The sequence below is a fragment of the Escherichia sp. E13S3 genome (genome assembly GCF_004212325.1).
In the GTDB taxonomy this organism is placed as follows: domain Bacteria; phylum Pseudomonadota; class Gammaproteobacteria; order Enterobacterales; family Enterobacteriaceae; genus Escherichia.
Genome location: NZ_RHJR01000019.1, coordinates 30,560 through 48,045, shown reverse-complemented (window position 1 = coordinate 48,045; position 17,486 = coordinate 30,560). Strand labels below are relative to the sequence as shown.

Below are 17,486 nucleotides of genomic sequence, written 5' to 3'. Positions count from 1 at the left end.
GTGATCGGATTGTCGGAATTGGCGCTTCTGTCGTCGGAATCCCGCGCTTTTCACTTTGAAAACAATGGACAACACTTTCTCCTGATAACCCATCTTCCGGAGACGTGTCGCCATGGCAAGACTGAGAACGCGGATGAGTAAAATTATCGCTATCATCGAAGGCACTGAGTCCTGATGTATTCCTGCAGGTAGTTAACCTGCGCGGTTATCTTGTCGATTCCACTTCGGAGACGGTAATAATTGAGTTCAGCATCTGCTGTAAGTCTTGGGCTTTCTCCATCGCCCATGCTGCTGGCTCCGGTCGTTGACTTTGCACAGGTGGCGGCGACTTGCAGGCGCTTACGACCAGCAGAAACATCAGCACGGAGACTTTCGATAGTCGCGTTAGCATCAGCAAGCTCCTTTGTGTATCTGGCGTCGAGTTCTGCTACATCACGTTGACGCTTCTGCATGTCAGCGATGATGGATGCGGCCTTATCGCGCTGCTCTTTGTAGGCGATGGCGTTATCACGGTAATGATTAACAGCCCATGACAGGCAGGCGATGATACAAATAACCAGAGCGGAGATAATCGCGGTTACTCTGCTCATACCTCAATCTCTCTGATCGTTCCGCCAGCCTCTTTGAATTTTGCAATCAGGCTGTCAGCCTTATGCTCGAACTGACCATAACCAGCCCCCGGCAGTGAAGCCCAGATATTGCTGCAACGGTCGATTGCCTGACGGATATCACCGCGATCAATCATCGGTAAAGCGCCACGCTCCTTAATCTGCTGCAATGCCACAGCGCCCTGGCTTTTCGGAGAGAAGTCTTTCAGGCCAAGCTGCTTACGGTAGGCATCCCACCAACGGGAAAGAAGCTGGTAACGTCCGGCGGCTGTTGATTTGAGTTTGGGGTTTAGCGTGACAAGTTTGCGAGGGTGATCGGAGTAATCAGTGAATAGCTCTCCGCCAACAATGACGTCATAACCATGATTTCTGGTTTCCTGACGCCCGTTATCAGTTCCCTCTGACCACGCCAGCATATCGAGGAACGCCTTACGTTGATTATTGATTTCCACCATCTTCTACTCCGGCTTTTTTAGCAGCGAAGCGTTTGATAAGCGAACCAATCGAGTCAGTACCGATGTAGCCGATAAACACGCTCGTTATATAAGCGAGATTGCTACTTAGTCCGGCGAAGTCGAGAAGGTCACGAATGAACCAGGCGATAATGGCGCACATCGTTGCGTCGATTACTGTTTTTGTAAACGCACCACCATTATATCTTCCGCGAAGGTACGCCATTGCAAACGCAAGGATTGCCCCGATGCCTTGTTCCTTTGCCGCGAGAATGGCGGCTAACAGGTCATGTTTTTCTGGCATCTTCATGTCTTACCCCCAATAAGGGGATTTGCTCTATTTAATTAGGAATAAGGTCGATTACTGATAGAACAAATCCAGGCTACTGTGTTTAGTAATCAGATTTGTTCGTGACCGATATGCACGGGCAAAACGGCATGAGGTTGTTAGCGCAGCCTCTTGCCACCCGCTTTCACGAAGCCAGCCATTGCGCTGGTTTTCATTTATGCAAAGCACACCGCACCGTAGCCTCAGCGGATAAGGTGATTATTTTTGTCTGTCTGGTATTTGGTTTGATGTGCTTTCAGAAATGTCGTGTTTAAAACGCAAAAAGCCCCGAGCTATTAACTCAGGGCTTTATTTAACGAGTGCATTTATCCATCGTTGGGTCAAATTTACCCAACTTTATTCAAAAAGTCAATATTATGCCGTTAATATGTTGCCATCCGTGACAATCATGCTGTTAACGTGTAACTGAATTCAAAATGTTGTCTGCGATTGACTCTTCCTTGTGGCATTGCACCACCAGAGCGTCATACAGTGGCTTAACAGTGCGTGACCAGTTGGGTTGAGTAAGGTTTGGGATTAGCATCGTTACAGCGCGATATGCGGCGCTTGCTGGCATCCTTGAATAGCCGACACCTTTGCATCTTCCGCACTCTTTCTCGACAACTCTCCCCCACTGCTCTGTTTTTGCTATATCAACCGCACGGCCTGTACCGTGGCAATCTCTGCATCTTGCTCCCGGCGTCGCGGCACTACGGCAATAATCCGCATAAGCGAATGTTGCGAGCACTTGCAGTACCTTTGCCTTAGTATTTCCTTCAAGCTTTGCAACGCCACGGTATTTCCCCGATACCTTGTGTGCAAATTGCATCAGATAGTTGATAGCCTTTTGTTTGTCGTTCTGGCTGAGTTCGTGCTTACCGCAGAATGCAGCCATTCCGAATCCGGCTTGTGATTGTGCCATCCCCATAGCAGCCATCACATCAGTACCGGAAAGAGAGTCAGAAGCTGTAGCCCGTGGTGAGTCGCTCATCATCGGGCTTTTTGGCGAATGAAATTTAGCTACGCTTTCGAGTCTCATGCGCCTTCTCCCTGTACCTGAATCAATGTGAGGTTTCCGCAGAACACTGCGCCGGTATCGATATACATCTGGTTGGCAAATTTAAGTGGTTTCACTACTGGCGTATGACCAAAGATGAACGTGTCCGCGCCTTTGATTTCTTTCACGATCCCGTCTTGTGAGTTGCTGATTCGTTCGCGGTTCCAGATTACCTGCTGATGATCAACTGGCTTTCCAAACTCGTATTCGTCACAAGGATAATCGGCGTGGCAGATGACATATTTTTTATCTTTGCTCACCAGTTCGATGATTAACGGAAGTTCATCTGCTTTATGGGCAAGAGCTTTAGCCAGAATTTCTTTGTCGTAATCGAGATTAAAGAACCAGCCACCGCCATTAAGCAGCCAGTGATTGACGTTTCCACGCTCTGATAAGCCATCAATCATCATGTGCTCATGGTTTCCACGTACAGCTCTGAACCAGGGGAATGTGATTAATTCCAGGCATTCAACGTTCTCTGCACCACGATCAACCAAATCGCCAACCGAGATAAGCAGGTCTTTTTTGGTGTCGAATCCAATCGTATCCAGTTTGTTTATCAGGTTCGTGTAGCATCCGTGCAGGTCGCCAGCTACCCAAATATTTCGGTATTTGCTGCCATCAATTCTTTCGTAGATATTCATGCTGCCTCACTTCTGCTGTTTCGCAGATTTTTAAGTTTCTGCTGATACTCCGCCTTGATGGCCCTGCACTCTTCGACAGTCCAGCGATGGCGGTTATGGTTTGATTCGATTTCGTCTACTGCTTCCTGCCCAATGCGATTAATCAGTTCGACGCGATACGGAACGAGATTTCCGCTTTTGTGCTGGTTGCACACCACGCATTGCTTGTGAATATTGCGTTCATCAAATCGGAGTTGAGGTGCCGCAGCAGTTGTCCGGTAATGCCCGGCATCCCACTGAGCAGACGTGAGCGTTCCGCACGAGATACATGGTAAGTCGCGGTCTCTTTCTCTGATGAAGGCGTTTACGGCTTGTTGGGCTTGTTTAATCCAGTAACTGCGGGGCTTTAAGGCGAGTTTTCGAATCTTAATTTTATCTTTCTGTTTCTGCTCCTCTCGTCGTCGTTTCTTCTCTGCTGCTTTTTCCGCTTTTTCGCGTTCTTTGCTTCGTCGTTCGAGTGCTATCTTGGTTCCACACTCTGGAGAGCACCACCACTGATTAGCGAATGCAGGGTGAAACCATTCCCGACATTCATCGTTTTTACATCGTCTTCGCGCTGGTTTAGCCATCGTCTTCTTCCTCGTGCATCGAGCTATTCGGATCGCTCATCAGTTCTGCGCAGCAGTACTCACACACGTGAACTTCCAGCACATGCAGCTTCTGACCGCAGTTAGCGCACGTTAAAGCCTGCTCGACGCTTTCTTGTTCGTAACTTCGATTTGGGTCAATCACCTTGTTTTCCTCGCACGATGTCTTAGCCACCGGATATCCCACAGGTGAGCCGTATAATTGAAGGTTTTTACGTCAGATTCTTTGGGGATTGGCTTGCGTTTATTTCTGGAGCGTTTCGTTGGAAGGTATTTGCAGTTTTCGCAGATGATATCGGTGAAACTTCGTCGCTGTCGCCTCATTCATGCCTCCTGTCGGTAAATCTGACACCCTGACCAATAGCCCATGCTGTCGTGTACTCAATCAGACTTGCCATACGCTTCACACTCATCTGCGCGCTGCTTTCGCGAATGTTGACGTATTCGCCTTCAAGGCCGGGCAAAACATCAGCTTCCTGTTTTGTTGCCACTGCATGACCGCTTATCAACAAAACCTTCCATTGTTCTGGTTTTAACCATTTGCCGCACCATTGAACCTGACGAGCGATATCCGCCAGCATCGCGTGAAATTTTGCGTTCTGGTCAAGGTTGCGCTTGTAGTCAGTAATGCGGATGGTGACTGGCTTGTCTTTATCGAGTGGTGTTGCGAGGATGGCATTTATTGCGGCTTGCTGTTGTTGCTTACTTCGGAGGAAGATTGTTTGCTTCATCGTTACTCCTTCAATTTGACTCCAGCAGCGCGGATGTTTTCCTCATAAGCATCCATTGCATCACCGAAGCCATTGGAATAATCAACAGTAAACCCTTTGGCTAATGCTTCTCTGCTGTCGATAAACTTTGGCGCGGTTATTTCAATAGCTGATCGCGATGCCTGCCACGTTTGCCAGTGGCCTTGAACATCGACCATCACGTATTGACCACCAATATTACCGCTGCCAATTTCATGGTGATTTTCAGGGTAACGGATAAGGTCTGAAGATTCGCCCCCACGTCGCAACCAGCTTTCTTCAAACTGCTTTCTTGATTCGTCCATCGGTACTTACCATCAGTTCAACTCACAAAACGCCACGCCATTTTTGCTACAGCGACAGGCGCAACACCGATAATCACCCACAGGAAAATGCTACCGAAAAGCACACCCACCAGGTCTTTACCTTCGCCTACCAACCGGACAAAACTGCTGGCAACCACAATGAATGTCGCCACCATCCACAGAGCACCGAGAAGCCTCAATGCAGAGAAAATCAACTCAACCACGATTTACTCTCCCCCAAATAAAAAGGCCTGCGATTATCAGCAGGCCTGTTATTAACTCAGTGATGTAGATGGTCATACGTCAGCCCCTTGTGCATATCGTCTGCCACGCGCAGCAGGTGCATTTGATGCTGTGCAAATCTGTCTGGCCTCATCCTGGTCACATGCAACAAAGTGTCCGTTACAGAACCGCTGGTAAACCGTACCAAGCGAGCCAAAACGGTTTTTCGTCACAATGATTTCAGCAAATGGCGCGGCGCTACTGTTCTCGTCATATACCGCTTCCCGATAGAGCATGATGATTGAGTCTGCGTCCTGTTCAATGCTTCCTGAATCACGCAAATCTGCGTTTGTCGGGCGTTTGTTTGGTCGCTTCTCAACATCGCGCGAAAGCTGACTTAGGGAGATAACTGGCGTTTTCAGGTCTTTCGCCATCGCCTTCAGGCTTCCGGAGATGTGAGCAATTGCGAGATCGTTGCGATCTGCTTTCGGCTTCTCAATCAGGCCAAGATAATCCACCATGATGAGTGACAGGTTTGGATTTTCCTGTTTGTGCCGTTCTGCGATTGAGCGTATTTCTTCGACCGATAACCGCGAGGCATCGACTACCCATACATCCAAATCTGCAAGCTGACTCATGCCGTTAGCAACGCGCGCCCATCCTTCGTCATCCATCGATGCAGGATTTCGCAGCACGCTAACCGACATCCTCCCGGCGTTGGCAATGCTTCGCTCTGCAATCTGCAATGCGCTCATTTCCATCGAGAAAATCAACACTCCGCGCCGGACGTCAGAACCAGGAATAACGCGGCTTGCAACGCCTTCGGCAATCTTCAGCGCCAGTTCGGTTTTCCCCATACCAGGACGAGCAGCGATTATCACAAGGTCTTCTGCGTTCATCCCTCCGGTGATGGCATCAAGTTCTTCGATTCCGGTCTTCAGGGTATCTGACTCTTCTCCGTTCCTCAGACGCCTGTCAAGCGTGTCAGTGTAGTCAGTGATGATTTCCCCTAACCGCACCGGTTTAACCTCGTCACGGGGCTTTCTGATGGCTGAGAGACGCTTTACAAGCTCATCCATCGCCTGACTCGATGCGTCGATGGTTCCGCTCCGAATTGGTTCACGCATTTCATCCATGATTTCCAGCACCAGACGGCGGTGATAGTTATCCGCGACCATTCCGGCATATCCCTTCAGGTTTGCGGCACTCGGGCAGTTTTTGCTGGTCATCAGGATTGACGTGAAATGCTCCTCTCCGCACTCCTCGGCAACCAGCAGCGCGTCGATTAGGTTTCTGTTTCTCGCCTGCTTGCGGATAACCTCGAAGGCTTTTCTATAGAGCGGAATTGAAAACGCTTCCGGCTCAAGTGTTGCCAGAACGTCACTGGCGGTTGGAGTTAATCCACCAATCAGCAGGCCACCGATAACGCTCGCTTCGATATCCTGTCTCATGCAATCCCCCTGTCTGCAAACTTCCCTTCCCGAACTCCCGTTAACGAGTCTTCCCTCAACAGGTAATCAAAATCAGCCGTCCAGCCCGTGTCGTTGTCTCCGAAGTAAAACGGCTTGGCCTGATGCACAAACGCCCTGACATACGCTCTGAAACCGTCCACGTTTGGCGTTTTCAGTTGTGGGATGATTTTCTTCAGGCGGCGTTTTCGTTTCTCGTTGACCGCAACAGCGTGTGGAAGTCTGTCACCGACTTCGGTGTTGTAGGCGTTCAGGAAGGATTCGTAGTCGATTCGTTCTGCCTTGCGACGTTCAGGTTTAACCTGCCCATCGCCGCCCCCGTTAGGGGGTAAGGGGGTATTTGTATTTATTGTCTTTTGTATATTGTCTTTTGTGTTTAGCTGACTTGGCTTATACCCATTAGCCGACTCGGCTAATGTTTTATTAGCTGTTTTAGCTAATGTTAAGCTGCCCTGGCTAATCCACTGAGAAACCACCTTGTTCACTCCTATTTTCACGCCATCAGCAATGAGGAATTTACGCTCAATAAGCTGGCGCTTGGCAGCGCAAACATGAGTGTGATGAATACCTGTCATGGCTGCTATCTGCGTGTTTGTGAGTCGATCCATCGGCTTATTGAATCCGTATGTCTTGCGCATGATAGCGAGCATCACCTTCAACTGCCGGACAGTTAAATCAGCCATCAGCAGACTGTCGGTAATCTCGTTAGCAACGCGCATGAAACCATCTTCGGTATCTGCCACGCGATGCTCCACGACCTCCAGTTGAGGCCTGTAATCAGCTAACTTAACGACGCCCATGTTTCACTCCTGCTTTGGCTAGTCTGTAAACACCAACAAGGCGCTCTGCGAACGCCCTGTTATTTGCTGCGGCTACCACTAATCCCTCAGGTGAATCAGGGTGTCGAATCTCTTCTTTTTCCTGGTATTTCTTACGACGTTTTGTCATAATTACTCCTGTGGATTGATCCAGTCTTTCTACATCAGGCCTCAAAACTGTTGCAGCAGTCTTGAGGCTTTTCTTTTGTCAGCACCATGGCTACTTTCTTTGCCAGCTCTGCTAATTCCTCGTCTTCAACACCCCACTCCAGCACAGCCAAAAGCATGGCCATCTTTGGGATAAAGCTGTCTTTCCATCGCGAAATTTGCGATTCATTAATCCCTAATGCATCAGCAACCTTTCGCTGACCACGTACAGCAATTCGATTTAGGATATTGCTTGTGATTGCATTCGCTTTCTTGCGAGTACTTGTAAGTTGCATATGTAAGTATTTCCTTAACAAATAAGAAGTTATACGCACCAACTGATGCGCGTTGTATTCCCGCATTTCGGCGGGAATGAGGACCATGACTGTTAAAGAGCAATTTGCTTATGCCGCTTTGCGGTAAGCACTTTCTTGATACTTCAGGGCGCCAGCTGTAACGACTTCCAGTCGATAGGCGTCTTTCTCTGGGATGACTTCCTTCCACTGAGAGACTGCTGCATCGCTAATGCCTAACGCTTTAGCTACCGCACGCTGGGTTCCGAAGTGGTCGATAACATCTTTCTTGTACATAGACTCGCTCCGAAATTAAAGAACACTTAAATTATCTATCAAAGGAATCTTAAGTCAAGTTTATTTAAGATGTCTTAACTATGAATACACAACTGATGGGTGAGCGTATTCGCGCTCGCAGAAAAGAACTCAAGATTAGGCAGGCTGCCCTTGGCAAGATGGTTGGCGTGTCTAATGTTGCTATTTCCCAATGGGAGCGTTCTGAAACTGAGCCCAATGGCGAAAACCTATTGGCCTTAGCCAAGGCTTTGCAGTGCTCCCCTGATTACTTGTTGAAAGGAGAAGATAGTCTTTCAAACATTGCCTATCACAGCAGGCATGATCCAAGAGGTTCGTATCCTCTAATTAGTTGGGTAAGCGCAGGATGTTGGATGGAAGCTGTAGAGCCATATCATAAGCGTGCAATAGATAACTGGTACGATACAACCGTAGATTGTTCAGAAGATTCGTTTTGGCTGGACGTAAAGGGGGATTCGATGACGGCTCCAGCCGGTCTTAGCATCCCGGAAGGGATGATAATACTAGTCGATCCTGAAGTAGAACCTCGTAATGGGAAGCTGGTAGTGGCAAAGCTCGAAGGAGAAAACGAGGCAACTTTCAAGAAGTTAGTTATTGATGCTGGCAGAAGGTTTCTAAAACCACTTAACCCACAATATCCGATGATTGAGATCAACGGGAACTGCAAAATCATCGGTGTAGTTGTCGATGCAAAAATAGCAAACCTTCCATAAGGGGCATTCGCCCCTTTTTTCTTTCCTTTAAAAATCAAAGCAAAACTTAAACTTCGCAATAAAATTTAAGTTTTCTTCAAAAATACCCTTGACCATTAATTAAAGAAATCTTAAATTTAAGTCATCAGCAGGACGCTGGTAGCCAAACGGAACAGATTGGCAGGCTCTTTAACATTGATGGGATTGTCCCGCCGAAATGCGGGAACCAAAGAGTAGTTGGCTTTGGGGTGACGTAAAGTGCAGCCGCGCAACAGCATCAGGGAGTTAACCTCCCTCCCCCAGTTACGTCACCGCTAAAGTCAATCATCGGAGGTCAACATGACAGTAGTCATTACATATCTGGCTGACGATAACGCCAGAAATCGCCGCAGAGCACGCAGACAGGCTCAACGTGAACAGGCAATGAAAGAACAGAGACTGGCGCGAAAGATTGCGCTAAAACTCTCTGGTTGCGTCAGAGCAGACAAAGCAGCATCACTTGGCAGCCTTCTCTGCAAGAAAGTAGATGAAGTCGAGCAAAAAAATAGGAGGGTTTACTACAAGGATTTAAACCCATTAGGAAACAAGATACATGCAGTTCAAAGAATAAGATTGTATAGTAAACCACCGTACGGTGCTTATTGAGTATGCTTATGGTGAAAAAGACTATCTATGTTAACCCTAACTGCGGACAAAACAGGAAAGTATTTGATAGAGGTCTTACATCTCAAGACAGAAGGAGAATAGCGAGATGGGAAAAGAGAATGGCATATGCATTAGAAAACGGTGTAACACCTGGATTTAATGCTATAGATGACGGTCCGGAATATAATATTAATGAAGACCCAATGGACAAAGTTGACAAAGCATTAGCAACACCATTTCCTCGAGATGTAGAAAAAATTGCAGATGAAAAATATGAGGATGTAATGCACAGAGTTGTTAACCACGCTCACCAACGAAATCCAAATAAAAAATGGTCATAGCCCACTTCGGTGGGTTTTTTATTGTCTGAACTAACCGAATTTATTACAGCAAGCCACGCAGTGAAATGGGTGTAACTTGTGTTGGTCGCCAGAAAATGAAATTAGGCAGCAAACCACTTATTTGAGGTGAGATATGACAAAATCATGGAGCGTACCTTTTCCTGAATCAGAAACTGAACATGATGGAATGCCTGTTTTCTGGAGATTCCAGGCGACAGTTGAAGAAGATGGGATAAAAATATTCGCACTTCAATATATAGCTTTTCATCAGACAGAGCATTATGCATGGTTGGTTCCTGCGCATTGGATTGTTAATTTTAAACCAGCACCAAATCAGTGGTTACAGGAATGGAAACAAAGGAGAAATAGATATGCAATTAAGAAAGTAGCAAAAAATGCAGAAAGATCTTTTGCATTCCCGACGAAGAAACTTGCCATTGAAAGTTTATTGCGCCGAAAGAAATACCATTTGATGAGAATCAAACAAGATTTGGCTGTTGTATCAACTCTTGTTGATGGGATGAAGAATATTGATACATCAACACCAGATATTGAATATAACTTTGGACACAACCAAGAAACAGAAAATTGGGTGTTTTATTAGTACGAATAAGCACTGTGTATTCATTCCAACGAGTGAATACACGGAGCAATGTCGCTCGTAACTAAACAGGAGCCGACTTGTTCTGATTATTGGAAATCTTCTTTGCCCTCCAGTGTGAGGGCAATTTTTTGACGGAGGATATATGAGTGAAGTAACAGATTTAGTTGTTATTGAAAAATCAAATGCAATGACTGTATTTCAGTCTGCCGACCAGATTGAAGAAATCCTTCAAAAGGTTGAACGTGAAGTTATGTCCTTTGTGCCTGATATCACAACGGCAAAGGGCAGAAAGGAGATCGCTTCTCTGGCGTATAAAGTTGCGCAGACGAAAACATATCTCGATGGTCTTGGCAAAGACCTTGTTGCTGAACTGAAGGAAATTCCAAAGCTAATTGATGCTAACCGCAAGACAGTGCGTGATCGCCTTGATGAACTGAAAGCCAAGGCGCGCCAGCCTCTTACTGATTATGAGGAGGAACAGGCACGGATTAAAGCCGAAGAAGAAGCTAAGGCAGCAGCTGAAGCTCTTGCAAAGCAAATTGAGTCTGACCATGAAATAGCGATTTTGATGGATCGCGAATTTGACCGTAAAAGAGAAGAGGCAAGACTCAAAGCGGAGCAGGAAAAGCGAGAGCATGAAGAACGCTTAAAAAGAGAAGCTGAAGAGAAAGCCAGAGCTGAAGCCGAAGAAAAGGCAAAAGCCGAAATTGAAGCAGCAGCAAGGCGAGAAGCAGAAGCTAAGGCCGCAGCGGAACGTGCAGAGCGTGAACGCATTGAAGCCGAGCAGAGAGCACAGCGCGAAGCAAAAGAGGCAGCAGAACGAGCTGAAAGAGAAAAGCAGGCAGCAATTGAAGCAGAACGCAGAAAAGCACAGGAGGAGGCTGAACGAATCCGGCGCGAGGCTGAAGCAAAAGAGCAAGCCAGAATAGCAGAAGAAAAAAGAATCAAGGAAGAAGAAGAGCGTAGAGCAAAGGATAAAGCTCACCGGAAAGAAGTAAATAACAAAATACTTGCTGACCTTATCAAGGTTGGTGCATCAGAAGATGTTGCTAAAAATATCATAACAGCCATCGTAAAAGGCGAAGTATTCGCAACAAAAATAGCCTACTAATAAAACCAACATAAGGAACCACCCATGATTTACGCAATCGCGGGAGGCGCTCGCATGGGTGCCTTCCAATTAAATGAATCTTTACTTGAACGAATCACCCGTAAATTACGTGACGGATGGAAAAGAGTTGAGGTCTTATTATGCGCGATGAAATAGCCATCAATCACCAGATGCTTCGTGCGGCACAAAACAAAGCAGTAATAGCCAGATTTATTGGTGATTCCAAAATGTGGCTTGAAGCAAATAAAACGATGAAATCAGCTATCAACCTTCCGTGGTATCGCAGGAAATGAGTTTTACAGATAACTGGTCAGACGAAGAATTCATTCGTCAGATGAACAAAATGCTCAATCAGCACAAAGAACAGGAGAAAGATGATGATTCTGACTCTGAATGATAAGCGTGAAATATCGCAAATAATCGCAAGTTTTACTGATGAAGATTACGAACGAATCAACAGTGAAGTTGATCGCCTCTGCAAACGTTGCGACCCAATAAGCGAAATGCTTCGCTCATATAAACCAGATGAACACACTAAGGACGCTATCGACTGGCTGGAAGATGATGACTGTGACTATCAGGAAAAAGCCGCTGAATGGTTCTGGGATGCAATAACCGAAAGAGTTAAGGCTGAATATGCCTTCGCAATATTCAAACGCAGACACATTTTTGGAGAAGCTGCATGAGCAATATCGTTGAATTCGTTAAACAGCAAGAGCAGTTATTCTGCGGAGCATTGACTGAACAGACGGTGACATGGGCTAAGGAAAGCCAGTTTGCAATTCAGTATTTCCAGAAAAACGATTACCTGGCTAAAACAGCACTGGCAAATCCAACCAGCGCACAGAACGCCATCATCAATGTTGCGGCTATCGGCATCACCTTAAACCCGGCCAGCAAACTGGCTTATCTGGTTCCTCGCGACGGCATGGTGTGCCTTGATATCAGTTACATGGGATTACTTCACCTTGCACAGTCGACAGGATCAATTAAGTGGGGGCAATGCAAACTGGTGTACTCAAACGACACCTATGAATCAAACGGCCTTGATTCAGCACCAACCCACAAATACAACGCATTTGGTGAGCGAGGCTCTATTGTTGGTGGTTATTGTACGGTTAAAACAGCAGATGGTGACTACCTCACTGAAGAAATGAGTCTGGCAGAAATTAAAGCTGTGGAAGCAACGAGCAAGGCAAAGAATGGACCGTGGAAGACATTCTGGGAAGAGATGGCGCGTAAAACAATAGTTAAACGCGCCAGCAAATACTGGCCTAAAGCCCAGCGACTGGATAATGCCATTCACCTGCTTAACGAAGATGAAGGTATGCATCAGGAACCAGTTATGCCGCACAAATCAGAGGAAGATATCCGCGAAGATGAACGGAAACGCCAGCAGGAAATTATGGAAAAAGCACAACTTCTTTGTGATGAAATGGCTCAGGCAGAAAACATGGATGATTTGAAGCGATATTTTGCAGAAGCATATCGCCTGACATCTGGAATGAAATTGCAGCAGAACGTACAAGCCATTTACATAGAATGCAAAGCGAAACTGGAGGTTGCCAGTGAGCAAACTGTATGAAATTGCCAATGAATACGCAAAATTGATGGATTCAGATTTAGAACCAGAGATGATTGCTGACACAATAGAAGGCATGGAAGGAGAATTTACCGATAAAATAGAGCAACTTCTTTCCGTCATTAAAAATGAATCTGGTTATGCTGAACGCCTCAAGGAAGAGGCAAAGTCACTGAATGAGCGAGCCGCAGTAATTCAAAATAAGATTGACAGCATCAAATCATATATAGCGTCATCGCTTGAAATGGTTGGCAAGAAAAAGATTCGAGCAGGTATTCACCAGGTAACAATCCGCAAACCCTCAGAAACTGTAGAAATCATCGACTCAAGCGCCATTCCTCCTGAATACGTTGAGTTTGAAACGACAATTAAAGCCGACAAACTGGCAATCAAACACCAACTAAAAGCAGGAATAAATATCCCCGGCGCTCAACTCAAAGTTGGGAAACCTTCACTTCTTATCAAATAACGGTATCGCCTATGAAAAAGACTCCATGGGAGAAATGGGAAGTCGATTTCTTGCGCGAAGTAGCGGCGACAATGCCAGTTGAAGTTATCGCTGAAAAACTGGAAAGGACTGAAAAAGCAGTAATGGCGAAAGCAACAAGGATTGGCGCTGACATTGTTAGCCGACTTCGTGGAAGACGATGGACAAGAGCCGAAGTATCACTTTTCGGTAAGTTCTCCGCAGAAGAAATAGCAATTGCAACCTGCCGCTCAATTTATTCAGTAAGAGCTATGCGATACAAGCTAAAAAAACTCGATGAAGAAAGAGCAGGCATACGAATAAATTAACATGGAGTAATTAACAATGAAGCTAAACATCGACCTCGGCAAATACGTTATTACTGGAACAAAACACGACCTGATTCTTAATGAAAGAGGAATTATCAAAGAAGGTGAGAATGCAGGGAAAGAAACACTAAGCCGTATCGGTTATTACAGCAAGTTTGAGCATCTGGTCAAAGAGTTATGCAACCGTGAAATCCTGTTATCTCAGGCGCAGACGCTACAGGATATTCAGCAGCATATCGAAACTTTAGGTATGTCACTTAGCATGGCTATTGACCAGTTCGTGGAGAGTAAACCATGAGAGGACTTGCATACAATCCCGGCATTCTTCCGGCAGAAATGATTATTCGCCAACGCGTAAAGCCAATGCCATCGAGAGAGGAATTGCTTAAGAGAAATTCTTTTCCATCAGTGAATCAAAACAAATATCTGAATGCGATGTTGCGCAAAGGAGGCAACCAGTGAGCAAGATTGACTATCAGGCACTGCGTGCTAAGGCAGAAAAAGCAACGTGTGGCGAGTGGTCGCTCGAATATGGAAAGGGCCGATTTGATAGTGATGATGCACTAATTCATCGTGAAGTTGCTGGATATATTCCTATTTGCAGAATTGAAGGAGCGCATCCTGAAAGTGGTTTCGATGAAGATTTCCAAATGGAACAGCAGGCCAATGCTGAATTCATCGCCGCAGCCAATCCGGCTACCGTGCTGACACTGCTGGACGAGCTGGAAACAGCAAAAAAGCGCATAGCAGAACTGGAAGCCGAACCTGTAAGACAAACTTACAAGTTGCCACAAACGCAGTTTGAACAAGTTGCTGACCTCTACGAAATGCAATTTGATGACGGACGCACTTGTGCCTTTCATACTGATGTGCAAAAGGCTGCGCAATGGCTTCAGGCATGCGACGGAAACAGGGTTCAGGAATACGTGAAGCTGGAGCGATTGCGTAATGCGCTATCGGGCAACTCTCCGGTAACTCCGGATGGTTGGGTTATGGTGCCGAAGAGACTAACTATTGAGAACGGCGCTAAAGGTGCACTTTCTGGTGAGTTTTCAGAAACAGTATTCACTAACTGCCCGGAATGTTTTGGTGATGATGATTGCGAAACTTGTGACTGCAGCGGGATAATCGAAATCAAGGTTCCAGTCAGTTGGACAACTATCAAAACTATTTGGGCTAAAGGGTGTGAGCACTTTTCAATAGTAGCACCGCAGCAAGATGGGGATGAAAACAAGCCCTTATAACTTAAAAGCATAAAAAAATCGCTTATAGACTAAAAGGAATCTACGTCAAATGTTACTATATTTCAATGCGTTATAATGACCCCGTCCATAAAATGGGGAGACACAAAATGTTCAAACACTGCATCACCAAGTGTGGAAGCACACCTGACATCCACGCTTTTATTAATGAAGATGGTAAGCTTGTTGTTGAGAGGAGTGGTCATTTTATTAGCAAACAACTTATCATTACCTCTCCAGCGGAGATGGCCGGGGAATGGATAGTTTCTGAACCAGAGGAGTGGCACACCCCTCTTCCTTATGGCCCTCAGGGACTGATTTATAACCGTTATGTTCAGAAGGAGGCGGGTTGACAATGCCAGGCATAACATCGCCGAGCAATCGAAAGAAAAACAGAACAAGGTAAACGTTGACCTTGCAGCATCAGGCGTGGCGTACAGAGAGCGCCTTAACATACCTGTTATCTGAGCAGGTAGCACGAGAGCAACCTGAGCACTCACGCGAGTATTTCATGGAGCGCGTCAGATACTATCGCGAGCAGTCGTTAAACCTGCCCAAGGGAAGCAACCCATGGTATATCGAGATGGATGAACAGAACGCCAAGAAGTAAGCGCAATTTGAACGAATGCGAACCCGCCGAGTGCGGGTTTTCTTTTATCTGAACTCGTTACGGCGGGTTTTGTTTTATGGAGACAAAAAATGTCAGATTTGGCTATGAAGATTTTGAAATGGCAATCGACTGGCGATGTCGGCATCAGTAGCGCAACTCTTGCCTCAATCGCATGTGGACTGAAAAAGAATATCTATGGTCATCACTTCGGCGCTCCACATGACGCAGCAGACTTCCGGCGATGCGTTGCGCTTGTTGAGCAGATTCCAGAAATCAGAGATTCATTCGACAAGGTTGCAAAGCGCGTTCCGGCATTCAAAGGCATCCTCAACGAATGGGATTCTCTCGTTGCTCTGTTGAAGTCTGAAATGAAGATACACGGAAACAAAGCACCAGAGACTTACAGAAGAATCAGAGAACTACGCAAGGACTAACTATGGAATCATACAGCCTCACACTCGATGAGGCCTGTCATTTTCTCAAGATATCCAGACCGACTGCCGTTAACTGGATACGCACAGGGCGTCTTCAGGCAACACGCAAAGATCCCACTAAGAATAAATCTCCTTACCTCACAACACGACAAGCCTGCATTGCGGCGCTTCAGTCTCCGCTGCATACTGTCCAGGTGAGCGCGGGTGATGGCATAACAGAGGAAAGAAAATGTCACTCTTCCGCAGAGGTGAAATATGGTACGCCAGTTTCACATTGCCGAACGGTAAAAGATTTAAACACTCTCTTGGAACAAAGGACAAAAGGCAGGCGACAGAACTCCATGACAAGCTAAAGGCTGAAGCATGGCGGGTCAGCAAACTTGGTGAAATACCTGATATAACGTTCGAGGAAGCGTGTGTCAGGTGGCTTGAAGAGAAAGCACATAAAAAATCACTGGACGATGACAAAAGCCGGATCGGATTCTGGCTTCAACATTTCGCAGGAATGCAACTAAGAGACATTACTGAATCAAAAATTTATTCAGCAATGCAGAAAATGACGAACCGGCGTCATGAGGAAAACTGGAAACTCAGGGCAGAAGCATGCAGAAAAAAAGGGAAACCTGTTCCAGAATACACGCCAAAACCAGCGTCTGTTGCAACAAAGGCTACGCATCTTTCATTTATAAAAGCCCTGCTAAGAGCCGCAGAGCGTGAATGGAAAATGCTGGATAAGGCACCAATTATTAAAGTGCCTCAACCAAAGAATAAACGAATCCGCTGGCTGGAGCCTCACGAAGCACAAAGACTGATTGATGAATGTCCAGAGCCATTAAAGTCTGTTGTTGAATTTGCACTGGCAACAGGCTTAAGACGCTCGAACATCATCAACCTTGAATGGCAACAAATAGACATGCAGCGCCGGGTGGCATGGATAAACCCGGAAGAGAGTAAATCAAACCGCGCAATTGGCGTTGCGCTGAATGATACTGCATGTCGAGTATTGAAAAAACAAATCGGGAATCATCACCGTTGGGTATTTGTGTACAAGGAAAGCTGTACCAAACCAGACGGAACGAAAGCGCCAACAGTCAGGAAGATGCGGTATGACGCAAACACAGCCTGGAAAGCGGCGCTGAGGCGAGCAGGTATTGATGATTTCAGATTTCACGACTTGAGACACACCTGGGCAAGTTGGCTGGTTCAAGCCGGAGTCCCGTTGTCAGTGTTACAGGAAATGGGAGGCTGGGAGTCTATCGAAATGGTTCGTCGATATGCTCACCTTGCACCTAATCACCTTACCGAACACGCACGGCAAATAGACTCGATCCTGAACCCATCGGTCCCAAATTTGTCCCAGTCAAAAAATAAGGAAGGTACTAATGATGTGTAACTTAT

Annotated in this window: 34 protein-coding genes and 2 pseudogenes; 20 read left to right on the top strand and 16 right to left on the bottom strand. The window is 46.3% G+C overall.

What is annotated here, in order from left to right; all coding sequences use genetic code 11:
* Positions 1 to 152: 152 nt before the first annotated feature.
* From D9597_RS19720 to D9597_RS19645, 16 genes are all read right to left on the bottom strand, one after another.
* Positions 153 to 590, bottom strand: coding sequence for a lysis protein (locus D9597_RS19720; protein WP_130224144.1), 438 nt, complete (start codon positions 588 to 590; stop codon positions 153 to 155).
* A complete protein-coding gene (locus tag D9597_RS19715) occupies positions 587 to 1,063 on the bottom strand; it encodes a glycoside hydrolase family protein (protein ID WP_130224142.1) in 477 nt (158 codons plus the stop codon). Before D9597_RS19715 ends, D9597_RS19720 begins: the two co-directional genes overlap by 4 nt.
* Entirely contained in the window at positions 1,047 to 1,370 is a 324-nt protein-coding gene (locus D9597_RS19710) for a phage holin, lambda family (protein WP_000783734.1), read from the bottom strand. Before D9597_RS19710 ends, D9597_RS19715 begins: the two co-directional genes overlap by 17 nt.
* A gap of 433 nt (positions 1,371 to 1,803) precedes the next feature.
* Positions 1,804 to 2,427 carry an antitermination protein gene (locus D9597_RS19700; RefSeq protein WP_130224140.1) on the bottom strand — a complete coding sequence of 208 codons (624 nt, stop codon included), beginning with the start codon at positions 2,425 to 2,427 and terminating at the stop codon, positions 1,804 to 1,806.
* Positions 2,424 to 3,089 carry a serine/threonine protein phosphatase gene (locus D9597_RS19695; RefSeq protein WP_130224138.1) on the bottom strand — a complete coding sequence of 222 codons (666 nt, stop codon included), beginning with the start codon at positions 3,087 to 3,089 and terminating at the stop codon, positions 2,424 to 2,426. The genes D9597_RS19700 and D9597_RS19695 overlap by 4 nt, the downstream gene beginning before the upstream one ends.
* Positions 3,086 to 3,697, bottom strand: coding sequence for a recombination protein NinG (locus D9597_RS19690; RefSeq protein ID WP_130224136.1), 612 nt, complete (start codon positions 3,695 to 3,697; stop codon positions 3,086 to 3,088). The genes D9597_RS19695 and D9597_RS19690 overlap by 4 nt, the downstream gene beginning before the upstream one ends.
* Entirely contained in the window at positions 3,690 to 3,860 is a 171-nt protein-coding gene (locus tag D9597_RS19685; RefSeq protein ID WP_064529141.1) for a protein NinF, read from the bottom strand. The genes D9597_RS19690 and D9597_RS19685 overlap by 8 nt, the downstream gene beginning before the upstream one ends.
* Positions 3,857 to 4,039, bottom strand: a complete 183-nt coding sequence (locus tag D9597_RS19680; protein WP_001254221.1) for a NinE family protein — start codon at positions 4,037 to 4,039, stop codon at positions 3,857 to 3,859. The genes D9597_RS19685 and D9597_RS19680 overlap by 4 nt, the downstream gene beginning before the upstream one ends.
* Positions 4,036 to 4,446 (bottom strand): recombination protein NinB, encoded by a 411-nt coding sequence (locus D9597_RS19675; RefSeq protein ID WP_130224134.1) that lies wholly within the window; start codon positions 4,444 to 4,446, stop codon positions 4,036 to 4,038. Before D9597_RS19675 ends, D9597_RS19680 begins: the two co-directional genes overlap by 4 nt.
* 2 nt (positions 4,447 to 4,448) lie before the next feature.
* The gene (locus D9597_RS19670; protein WP_130224132.1) at positions 4,449 to 4,769 is read right to left on the bottom strand and encodes a hypothetical protein; all 321 of its coding nucleotides are present in this window, start codon (positions 4,767 to 4,769) and stop codon (positions 4,449 to 4,451) included.
* Between the two features lie 17 nt (positions 4,770 to 4,786).
* Complete coding sequence (locus D9597_RS19665) at positions 4,787 to 4,993, bottom strand: hypothetical protein (RefSeq protein WP_105476856.1); 207 nt, start codon at positions 4,991 to 4,993, stop codon at positions 4,787 to 4,789.
* A 72-nt stretch (positions 4,994 to 5,065) separates the two neighbouring features.
* The gene (locus tag D9597_RS19660; protein ID WP_130224130.1) at positions 5,066 to 6,442 is read right to left on the bottom strand and encodes a replicative DNA helicase; all 1,377 of its coding nucleotides are present in this window, start codon (positions 6,440 to 6,442) and stop codon (positions 5,066 to 5,068) included.
* Positions 6,439 to 7,260, bottom strand: a complete 822-nt coding sequence (locus D9597_RS19655) for a replication protein (protein WP_130224128.1) — start codon at positions 7,258 to 7,260, stop codon at positions 6,439 to 6,441. The genes D9597_RS19660 and D9597_RS19655 overlap by 4 nt, the downstream gene beginning before the upstream one ends.
* Complete coding sequence (locus tag D9597_RS23145) at positions 7,247 to 7,408, bottom strand: hypothetical protein (protein ID WP_000166961.1); 162 nt, start codon at positions 7,406 to 7,408, stop codon at positions 7,247 to 7,249. The genes D9597_RS19655 and D9597_RS23145 overlap by 14 nt, the downstream gene beginning before the upstream one ends.
* A 34-nt stretch (positions 7,409 to 7,442) precedes the next feature.
* Positions 7,443 to 7,721 carry a lambda phage CII family protein gene (locus D9597_RS19650; RefSeq protein WP_001177649.1) on the bottom strand — a complete coding sequence of 93 codons (279 nt, stop codon included), beginning with the start codon at positions 7,719 to 7,721 and terminating at the stop codon, positions 7,443 to 7,445.
* A 108-nt stretch (positions 7,722 to 7,829) separates the two neighbouring features.
* On the bottom strand, positions 7,830 to 8,015 hold the full coding sequence (locus D9597_RS19645; protein WP_000276886.1) for a Cro/CI family transcriptional regulator: 186 nt from the start codon (positions 8,013 to 8,015) through the stop codon (positions 7,830 to 7,832).
* Positions 8,016 to 8,095: 80 nt separating this feature from the next.
* On the opposite strand from D9597_RS19645, the gene D9597_RS19640 reads away from it, so the two are divergent.
* From D9597_RS19640 to D9597_RS19540, 20 genes and pseudogenes are all read left to right on the top strand, one after another.
* A complete protein-coding gene (locus D9597_RS19640) occupies positions 8,096 to 8,746 on the top strand; it encodes a LexA family transcriptional regulator (protein WP_001095981.1) in 651 nt (216 codons plus the stop codon).
* 318 nt (positions 8,747 to 9,064) lie between these two features.
* Positions 9,065 to 9,370, top strand: coding sequence for a hypothetical protein (locus tag D9597_RS19635; protein WP_085455276.1), 306 nt, complete (start codon positions 9,065 to 9,067; stop codon positions 9,368 to 9,370).
* Between the two features lie 119 nt (positions 9,371 to 9,489).
* Positions 9,490 to 9,711 (top strand): hypothetical protein, encoded by a 222-nt coding sequence (locus D9597_RS19630; RefSeq protein WP_240780447.1) that lies wholly within the window; start codon positions 9,490 to 9,492, stop codon positions 9,709 to 9,711.
* A 32-nt stretch (positions 9,712 to 9,743) separates the two neighbouring features.
* Positions 9,744 to 9,836: pseudogene (locus tag D9597_RS23400) on the top strand (regulator); the annotation flags it as partial.
* Between the two features lie 8 nt (positions 9,837 to 9,844).
* The gene (locus D9597_RS19620; RefSeq protein ID WP_000167595.1) at positions 9,845 to 10,315 is read left to right on the top strand and encodes a hypothetical protein; all 471 of its coding nucleotides are present in this window, start codon (positions 9,845 to 9,847) and stop codon (positions 10,313 to 10,315) included.
* 142 nt (positions 10,316 to 10,457) lie between these two features.
* Positions 10,458 to 11,426, top strand: a complete 969-nt coding sequence (locus D9597_RS19615; RefSeq protein ID WP_130224124.1) for a cell envelope biogenesis protein TolA — start codon at positions 10,458 to 10,460, stop codon at positions 11,424 to 11,426.
* A 24-nt stretch (positions 11,427 to 11,450) separates the two neighbouring features.
* Entirely contained in the window at positions 11,451 to 11,582 is a 132-nt protein-coding gene (locus D9597_RS19610) for a protease FtsH-inhibitory lysogeny factor CIII (protein ID WP_000638547.1), read from the top strand.
* Positions 11,567 to 11,719: a host cell division inhibitory peptide Kil gene (kil, locus tag D9597_RS19605; protein WP_130224122.1), complete on the top strand. Its 153-nt coding sequence runs from the start codon at positions 11,567 to 11,569 to the stop codon at positions 11,717 to 11,719. The genes D9597_RS19610 and kil overlap by 16 nt, the downstream gene beginning before the upstream one ends.
* A gap of 84 nt (positions 11,720 to 11,803) precedes the next feature.
* Positions 11,804 to 12,112: a hypothetical protein gene (locus tag D9597_RS19600; protein WP_000604106.1), complete on the top strand. Its 309-nt coding sequence runs from the start codon at positions 11,804 to 11,806 to the stop codon at positions 12,110 to 12,112.
* Entirely contained in the window at positions 12,109 to 13,011 is a 903-nt protein-coding gene (locus D9597_RS19595; RefSeq protein WP_000065849.1) for a RecT family recombinase, read from the top strand. Before D9597_RS19600 ends, D9597_RS19595 begins: the two co-directional genes overlap by 4 nt.
* Positions 12,995 to 13,477: a siphovirus Gp157 family protein gene (locus D9597_RS19590; protein WP_074532610.1), complete on the top strand. Its 483-nt coding sequence runs from the start codon at positions 12,995 to 12,997 to the stop codon at positions 13,475 to 13,477. The genes D9597_RS19595 and D9597_RS19590 overlap by 17 nt, the downstream gene beginning before the upstream one ends.
* Positions 13,478 to 13,488: 11 nt before the next feature.
* Positions 13,489 to 13,803, top strand: a complete 315-nt coding sequence (locus tag D9597_RS19585) for a hypothetical protein (protein ID WP_000753555.1) — start codon at positions 13,489 to 13,491, stop codon at positions 13,801 to 13,803.
* Between the two features lie 16 nt (positions 13,804 to 13,819).
* Positions 13,820 to 14,101 carry a DUF5405 family protein gene (locus D9597_RS19580; RefSeq protein WP_130224120.1) on the top strand — a complete coding sequence of 94 codons (282 nt, stop codon included), beginning with the start codon at positions 13,820 to 13,822 and terminating at the stop codon, positions 14,099 to 14,101.
* A complete protein-coding gene (locus D9597_RS19575; RefSeq protein WP_001214451.1) occupies positions 14,098 to 14,265 on the top strand; it encodes a DUF2737 family protein in 168 nt (55 codons plus the stop codon). The genes D9597_RS19580 and D9597_RS19575 overlap by 4 nt, the downstream gene beginning before the upstream one ends.
* A complete protein-coding gene (locus D9597_RS23395) occupies positions 14,262 to 15,047 on the top strand; it encodes an ead/Ea22-like family protein (RefSeq protein WP_130224118.1) in 786 nt (261 codons plus the stop codon). The genes D9597_RS19575 and D9597_RS23395 overlap by 4 nt, the downstream gene beginning before the upstream one ends.
* Before the next feature lie 107 nt (positions 15,048 to 15,154).
* Positions 15,155 to 15,397 carry a hypothetical protein gene (locus tag D9597_RS19565; protein WP_240780446.1) on the top strand — a complete coding sequence of 81 codons (243 nt, stop codon included), beginning with the start codon at positions 15,155 to 15,157 and terminating at the stop codon, positions 15,395 to 15,397.
* A pseudogene (locus D9597_RS19555) lies at positions 15,375 to 15,654 on the top strand (DNA polymerase III subunit theta). The gene D9597_RS19565 and the pseudogene D9597_RS19555 overlap by 23 nt, the downstream one beginning before the upstream one ends.
* Positions 15,655 to 15,743: 89 nt before the next feature.
* Positions 15,744 to 16,088 carry a hypothetical protein gene (locus D9597_RS19550; RefSeq protein WP_097729908.1) on the top strand — a complete coding sequence of 115 codons (345 nt, stop codon included), beginning with the start codon at positions 15,744 to 15,746 and terminating at the stop codon, positions 16,086 to 16,088.
* 2 nt (positions 16,089 to 16,090) lie between these two features.
* Positions 16,091 to 16,441, top strand: coding sequence for a helix-turn-helix domain-containing protein (locus tag D9597_RS23390; RefSeq protein WP_130224114.1), 351 nt, complete (start codon positions 16,091 to 16,093; stop codon positions 16,439 to 16,441).
* Entirely contained in the window at positions 16,363 to 17,481 is a 1,119-nt protein-coding gene (locus D9597_RS19540) for a site-specific integrase (RefSeq protein WP_240780449.1), read from the top strand. The genes D9597_RS23390 and D9597_RS19540 overlap by 79 nt, the downstream gene beginning before the upstream one ends.
* The last annotated feature ends 5 nt before the right edge of the window (positions 17,482 to 17,486 follow it).

Excerpts from the sequence above, each read along its gene's own strand:
- D9597_RS19585 (WP_000753555.1), top strand. The coding sequence starts at position 13,489 with ATGAAAAAGACTCCATGGGAGAAATGGGAAGTCGATTTCTTGCGCGAA.
- D9597_RS19670 (WP_130224132.1), bottom strand. The coding sequence starts at position 4,769 with ATGGACGAATCAAGAAAGCAGTTTGAAGAAAGCTGGTTGCGACGTGGG.
- D9597_RS19650 (WP_001177649.1), bottom strand. The coding sequence starts at position 7,721 with ATGCAACTTACAAGTACTCGCAAGAAAGCGAATGCAATCACAAGCAAT.
- D9597_RS19675 (WP_130224134.1), bottom strand. The coding sequence starts at position 4,446 with ATGAAGCAAACAATCTTCCTCCGAAGTAAGCAACAACAGCAAGCCGCA.
- D9597_RS19595 (WP_000065849.1), top strand. The coding sequence starts at position 12,109 with ATGAGCAATATCGTTGAATTCGTTAAACAGCAAGAGCAGTTATTCTGC.
- D9597_RS23390 (WP_130224114.1), top strand. The coding sequence starts at position 16,091 with ATGGAATCATACAGCCTCACACTCGATGAGGCCTGTCATTTTCTCAAG.
- D9597_RS19695 (WP_130224138.1), bottom strand. The coding sequence starts at position 3,089 with ATGAATATCTACGAAAGAATTGATGGCAGCAAATACCGAAATATTTGG.
- kil (WP_130224122.1), top strand. The coding sequence starts at position 11,567 with ATGCGCGATGAAATAGCCATCAATCACCAGATGCTTCGTGCGGCACAA.
- D9597_RS19655 (WP_130224128.1), bottom strand. The coding sequence starts at position 7,260 with ATGGGCGTCGTTAAGTTAGCTGATTACAGGCCTCAACTGGAGGTCGTG.
- D9597_RS19645 (WP_000276886.1), bottom strand. The coding sequence starts at position 8,015 with ATGTACAAGAAAGATGTTATCGACCACTTCGGAACCCAGCGTGCGGTA.
- D9597_RS19610 (WP_000638547.1), top strand. The coding sequence starts at position 11,451 with ATGATTTACGCAATCGCGGGAGGCGCTCGCATGGGTGCCTTCCAATTA.
- D9597_RS19580 (WP_130224120.1), top strand. The coding sequence starts at position 13,820 with ATGAAGCTAAACATCGACCTCGGCAAATACGTTATTACTGGAACAAAA.
- D9597_RS19720 (WP_130224144.1), bottom strand. The coding sequence starts at position 590 with ATGAGCAGAGTAACCGCGATTATCTCCGCTCTGGTTATTTGTATCATC.
- D9597_RS19660 (WP_130224130.1), bottom strand. The coding sequence starts at position 6,442 with ATGAGACAGGATATCGAAGCGAGCGTTATCGGTGGCCTGCTGATTGGT.
- D9597_RS19715 (WP_130224142.1), bottom strand. The coding sequence starts at position 1,063 with ATGGTGGAAATCAATAATCAACGTAAGGCGTTCCTCGATATGCTGGCG.
- D9597_RS19630 (WP_240780447.1), top strand. The coding sequence starts at position 9,490 with ATGGCATATGCATTAGAAAACGGTGTAACACCTGGATTTAATGCTATA.
- D9597_RS19710 (WP_000783734.1), bottom strand. The coding sequence starts at position 1,370 with ATGAAGATGCCAGAAAAACATGACCTGTTAGCCGCCATTCTCGCGGCA.
- D9597_RS19680 (WP_001254221.1), bottom strand. The coding sequence starts at position 4,039 with ATGAGGCGACAGCGACGAAGTTTCACCGATATCATCTGCGAAAACTGC.
- D9597_RS19575 (WP_001214451.1), top strand. The coding sequence starts at position 14,098 with ATGAGAGGACTTGCATACAATCCCGGCATTCTTCCGGCAGAAATGATT.
- D9597_RS19600 (WP_000604106.1), top strand. The coding sequence starts at position 11,804 with ATGATTCTGACTCTGAATGATAAGCGTGAAATATCGCAAATAATCGCA.
- D9597_RS19565 (WP_240780446.1), top strand. The coding sequence starts at position 15,155 with ATGTTCAAACACTGCATCACCAAGTGTGGAAGCACACCTGACATCCAC.
- D9597_RS23145 (WP_000166961.1), bottom strand. The coding sequence starts at position 7,408 with ATGACAAAACGTCGTAAGAAATACCAGGAAAAAGAAGAGATTCGACAC.
- D9597_RS19635 (WP_085455276.1), top strand. The coding sequence starts at position 9,065 with ATGACAGTAGTCATTACATATCTGGCTGACGATAACGCCAGAAATCGC.
- D9597_RS19550 (WP_097729908.1), top strand. The coding sequence starts at position 15,744 with ATGTCAGATTTGGCTATGAAGATTTTGAAATGGCAATCGACTGGCGAT.
- D9597_RS19640 (WP_001095981.1), top strand. The coding sequence starts at position 8,096 with ATGAATACACAACTGATGGGTGAGCGTATTCGCGCTCGCAGAAAAGAA.
- D9597_RS19700 (WP_130224140.1), bottom strand. The coding sequence starts at position 2,427 with ATGAGACTCGAAAGCGTAGCTAAATTTCATTCGCCAAAAAGCCCGATG.
- D9597_RS19690 (WP_130224136.1), bottom strand. The coding sequence starts at position 3,697 with ATGGCTAAACCAGCGCGAAGACGATGTAAAAACGATGAATGTCGGGAA.
- D9597_RS19615 (WP_130224124.1), top strand. The coding sequence starts at position 10,458 with ATGAGTGAAGTAACAGATTTAGTTGTTATTGAAAAATCAAATGCAATG.
- D9597_RS19620 (WP_000167595.1), top strand. The coding sequence starts at position 9,845 with ATGACAAAATCATGGAGCGTACCTTTTCCTGAATCAGAAACTGAACAT.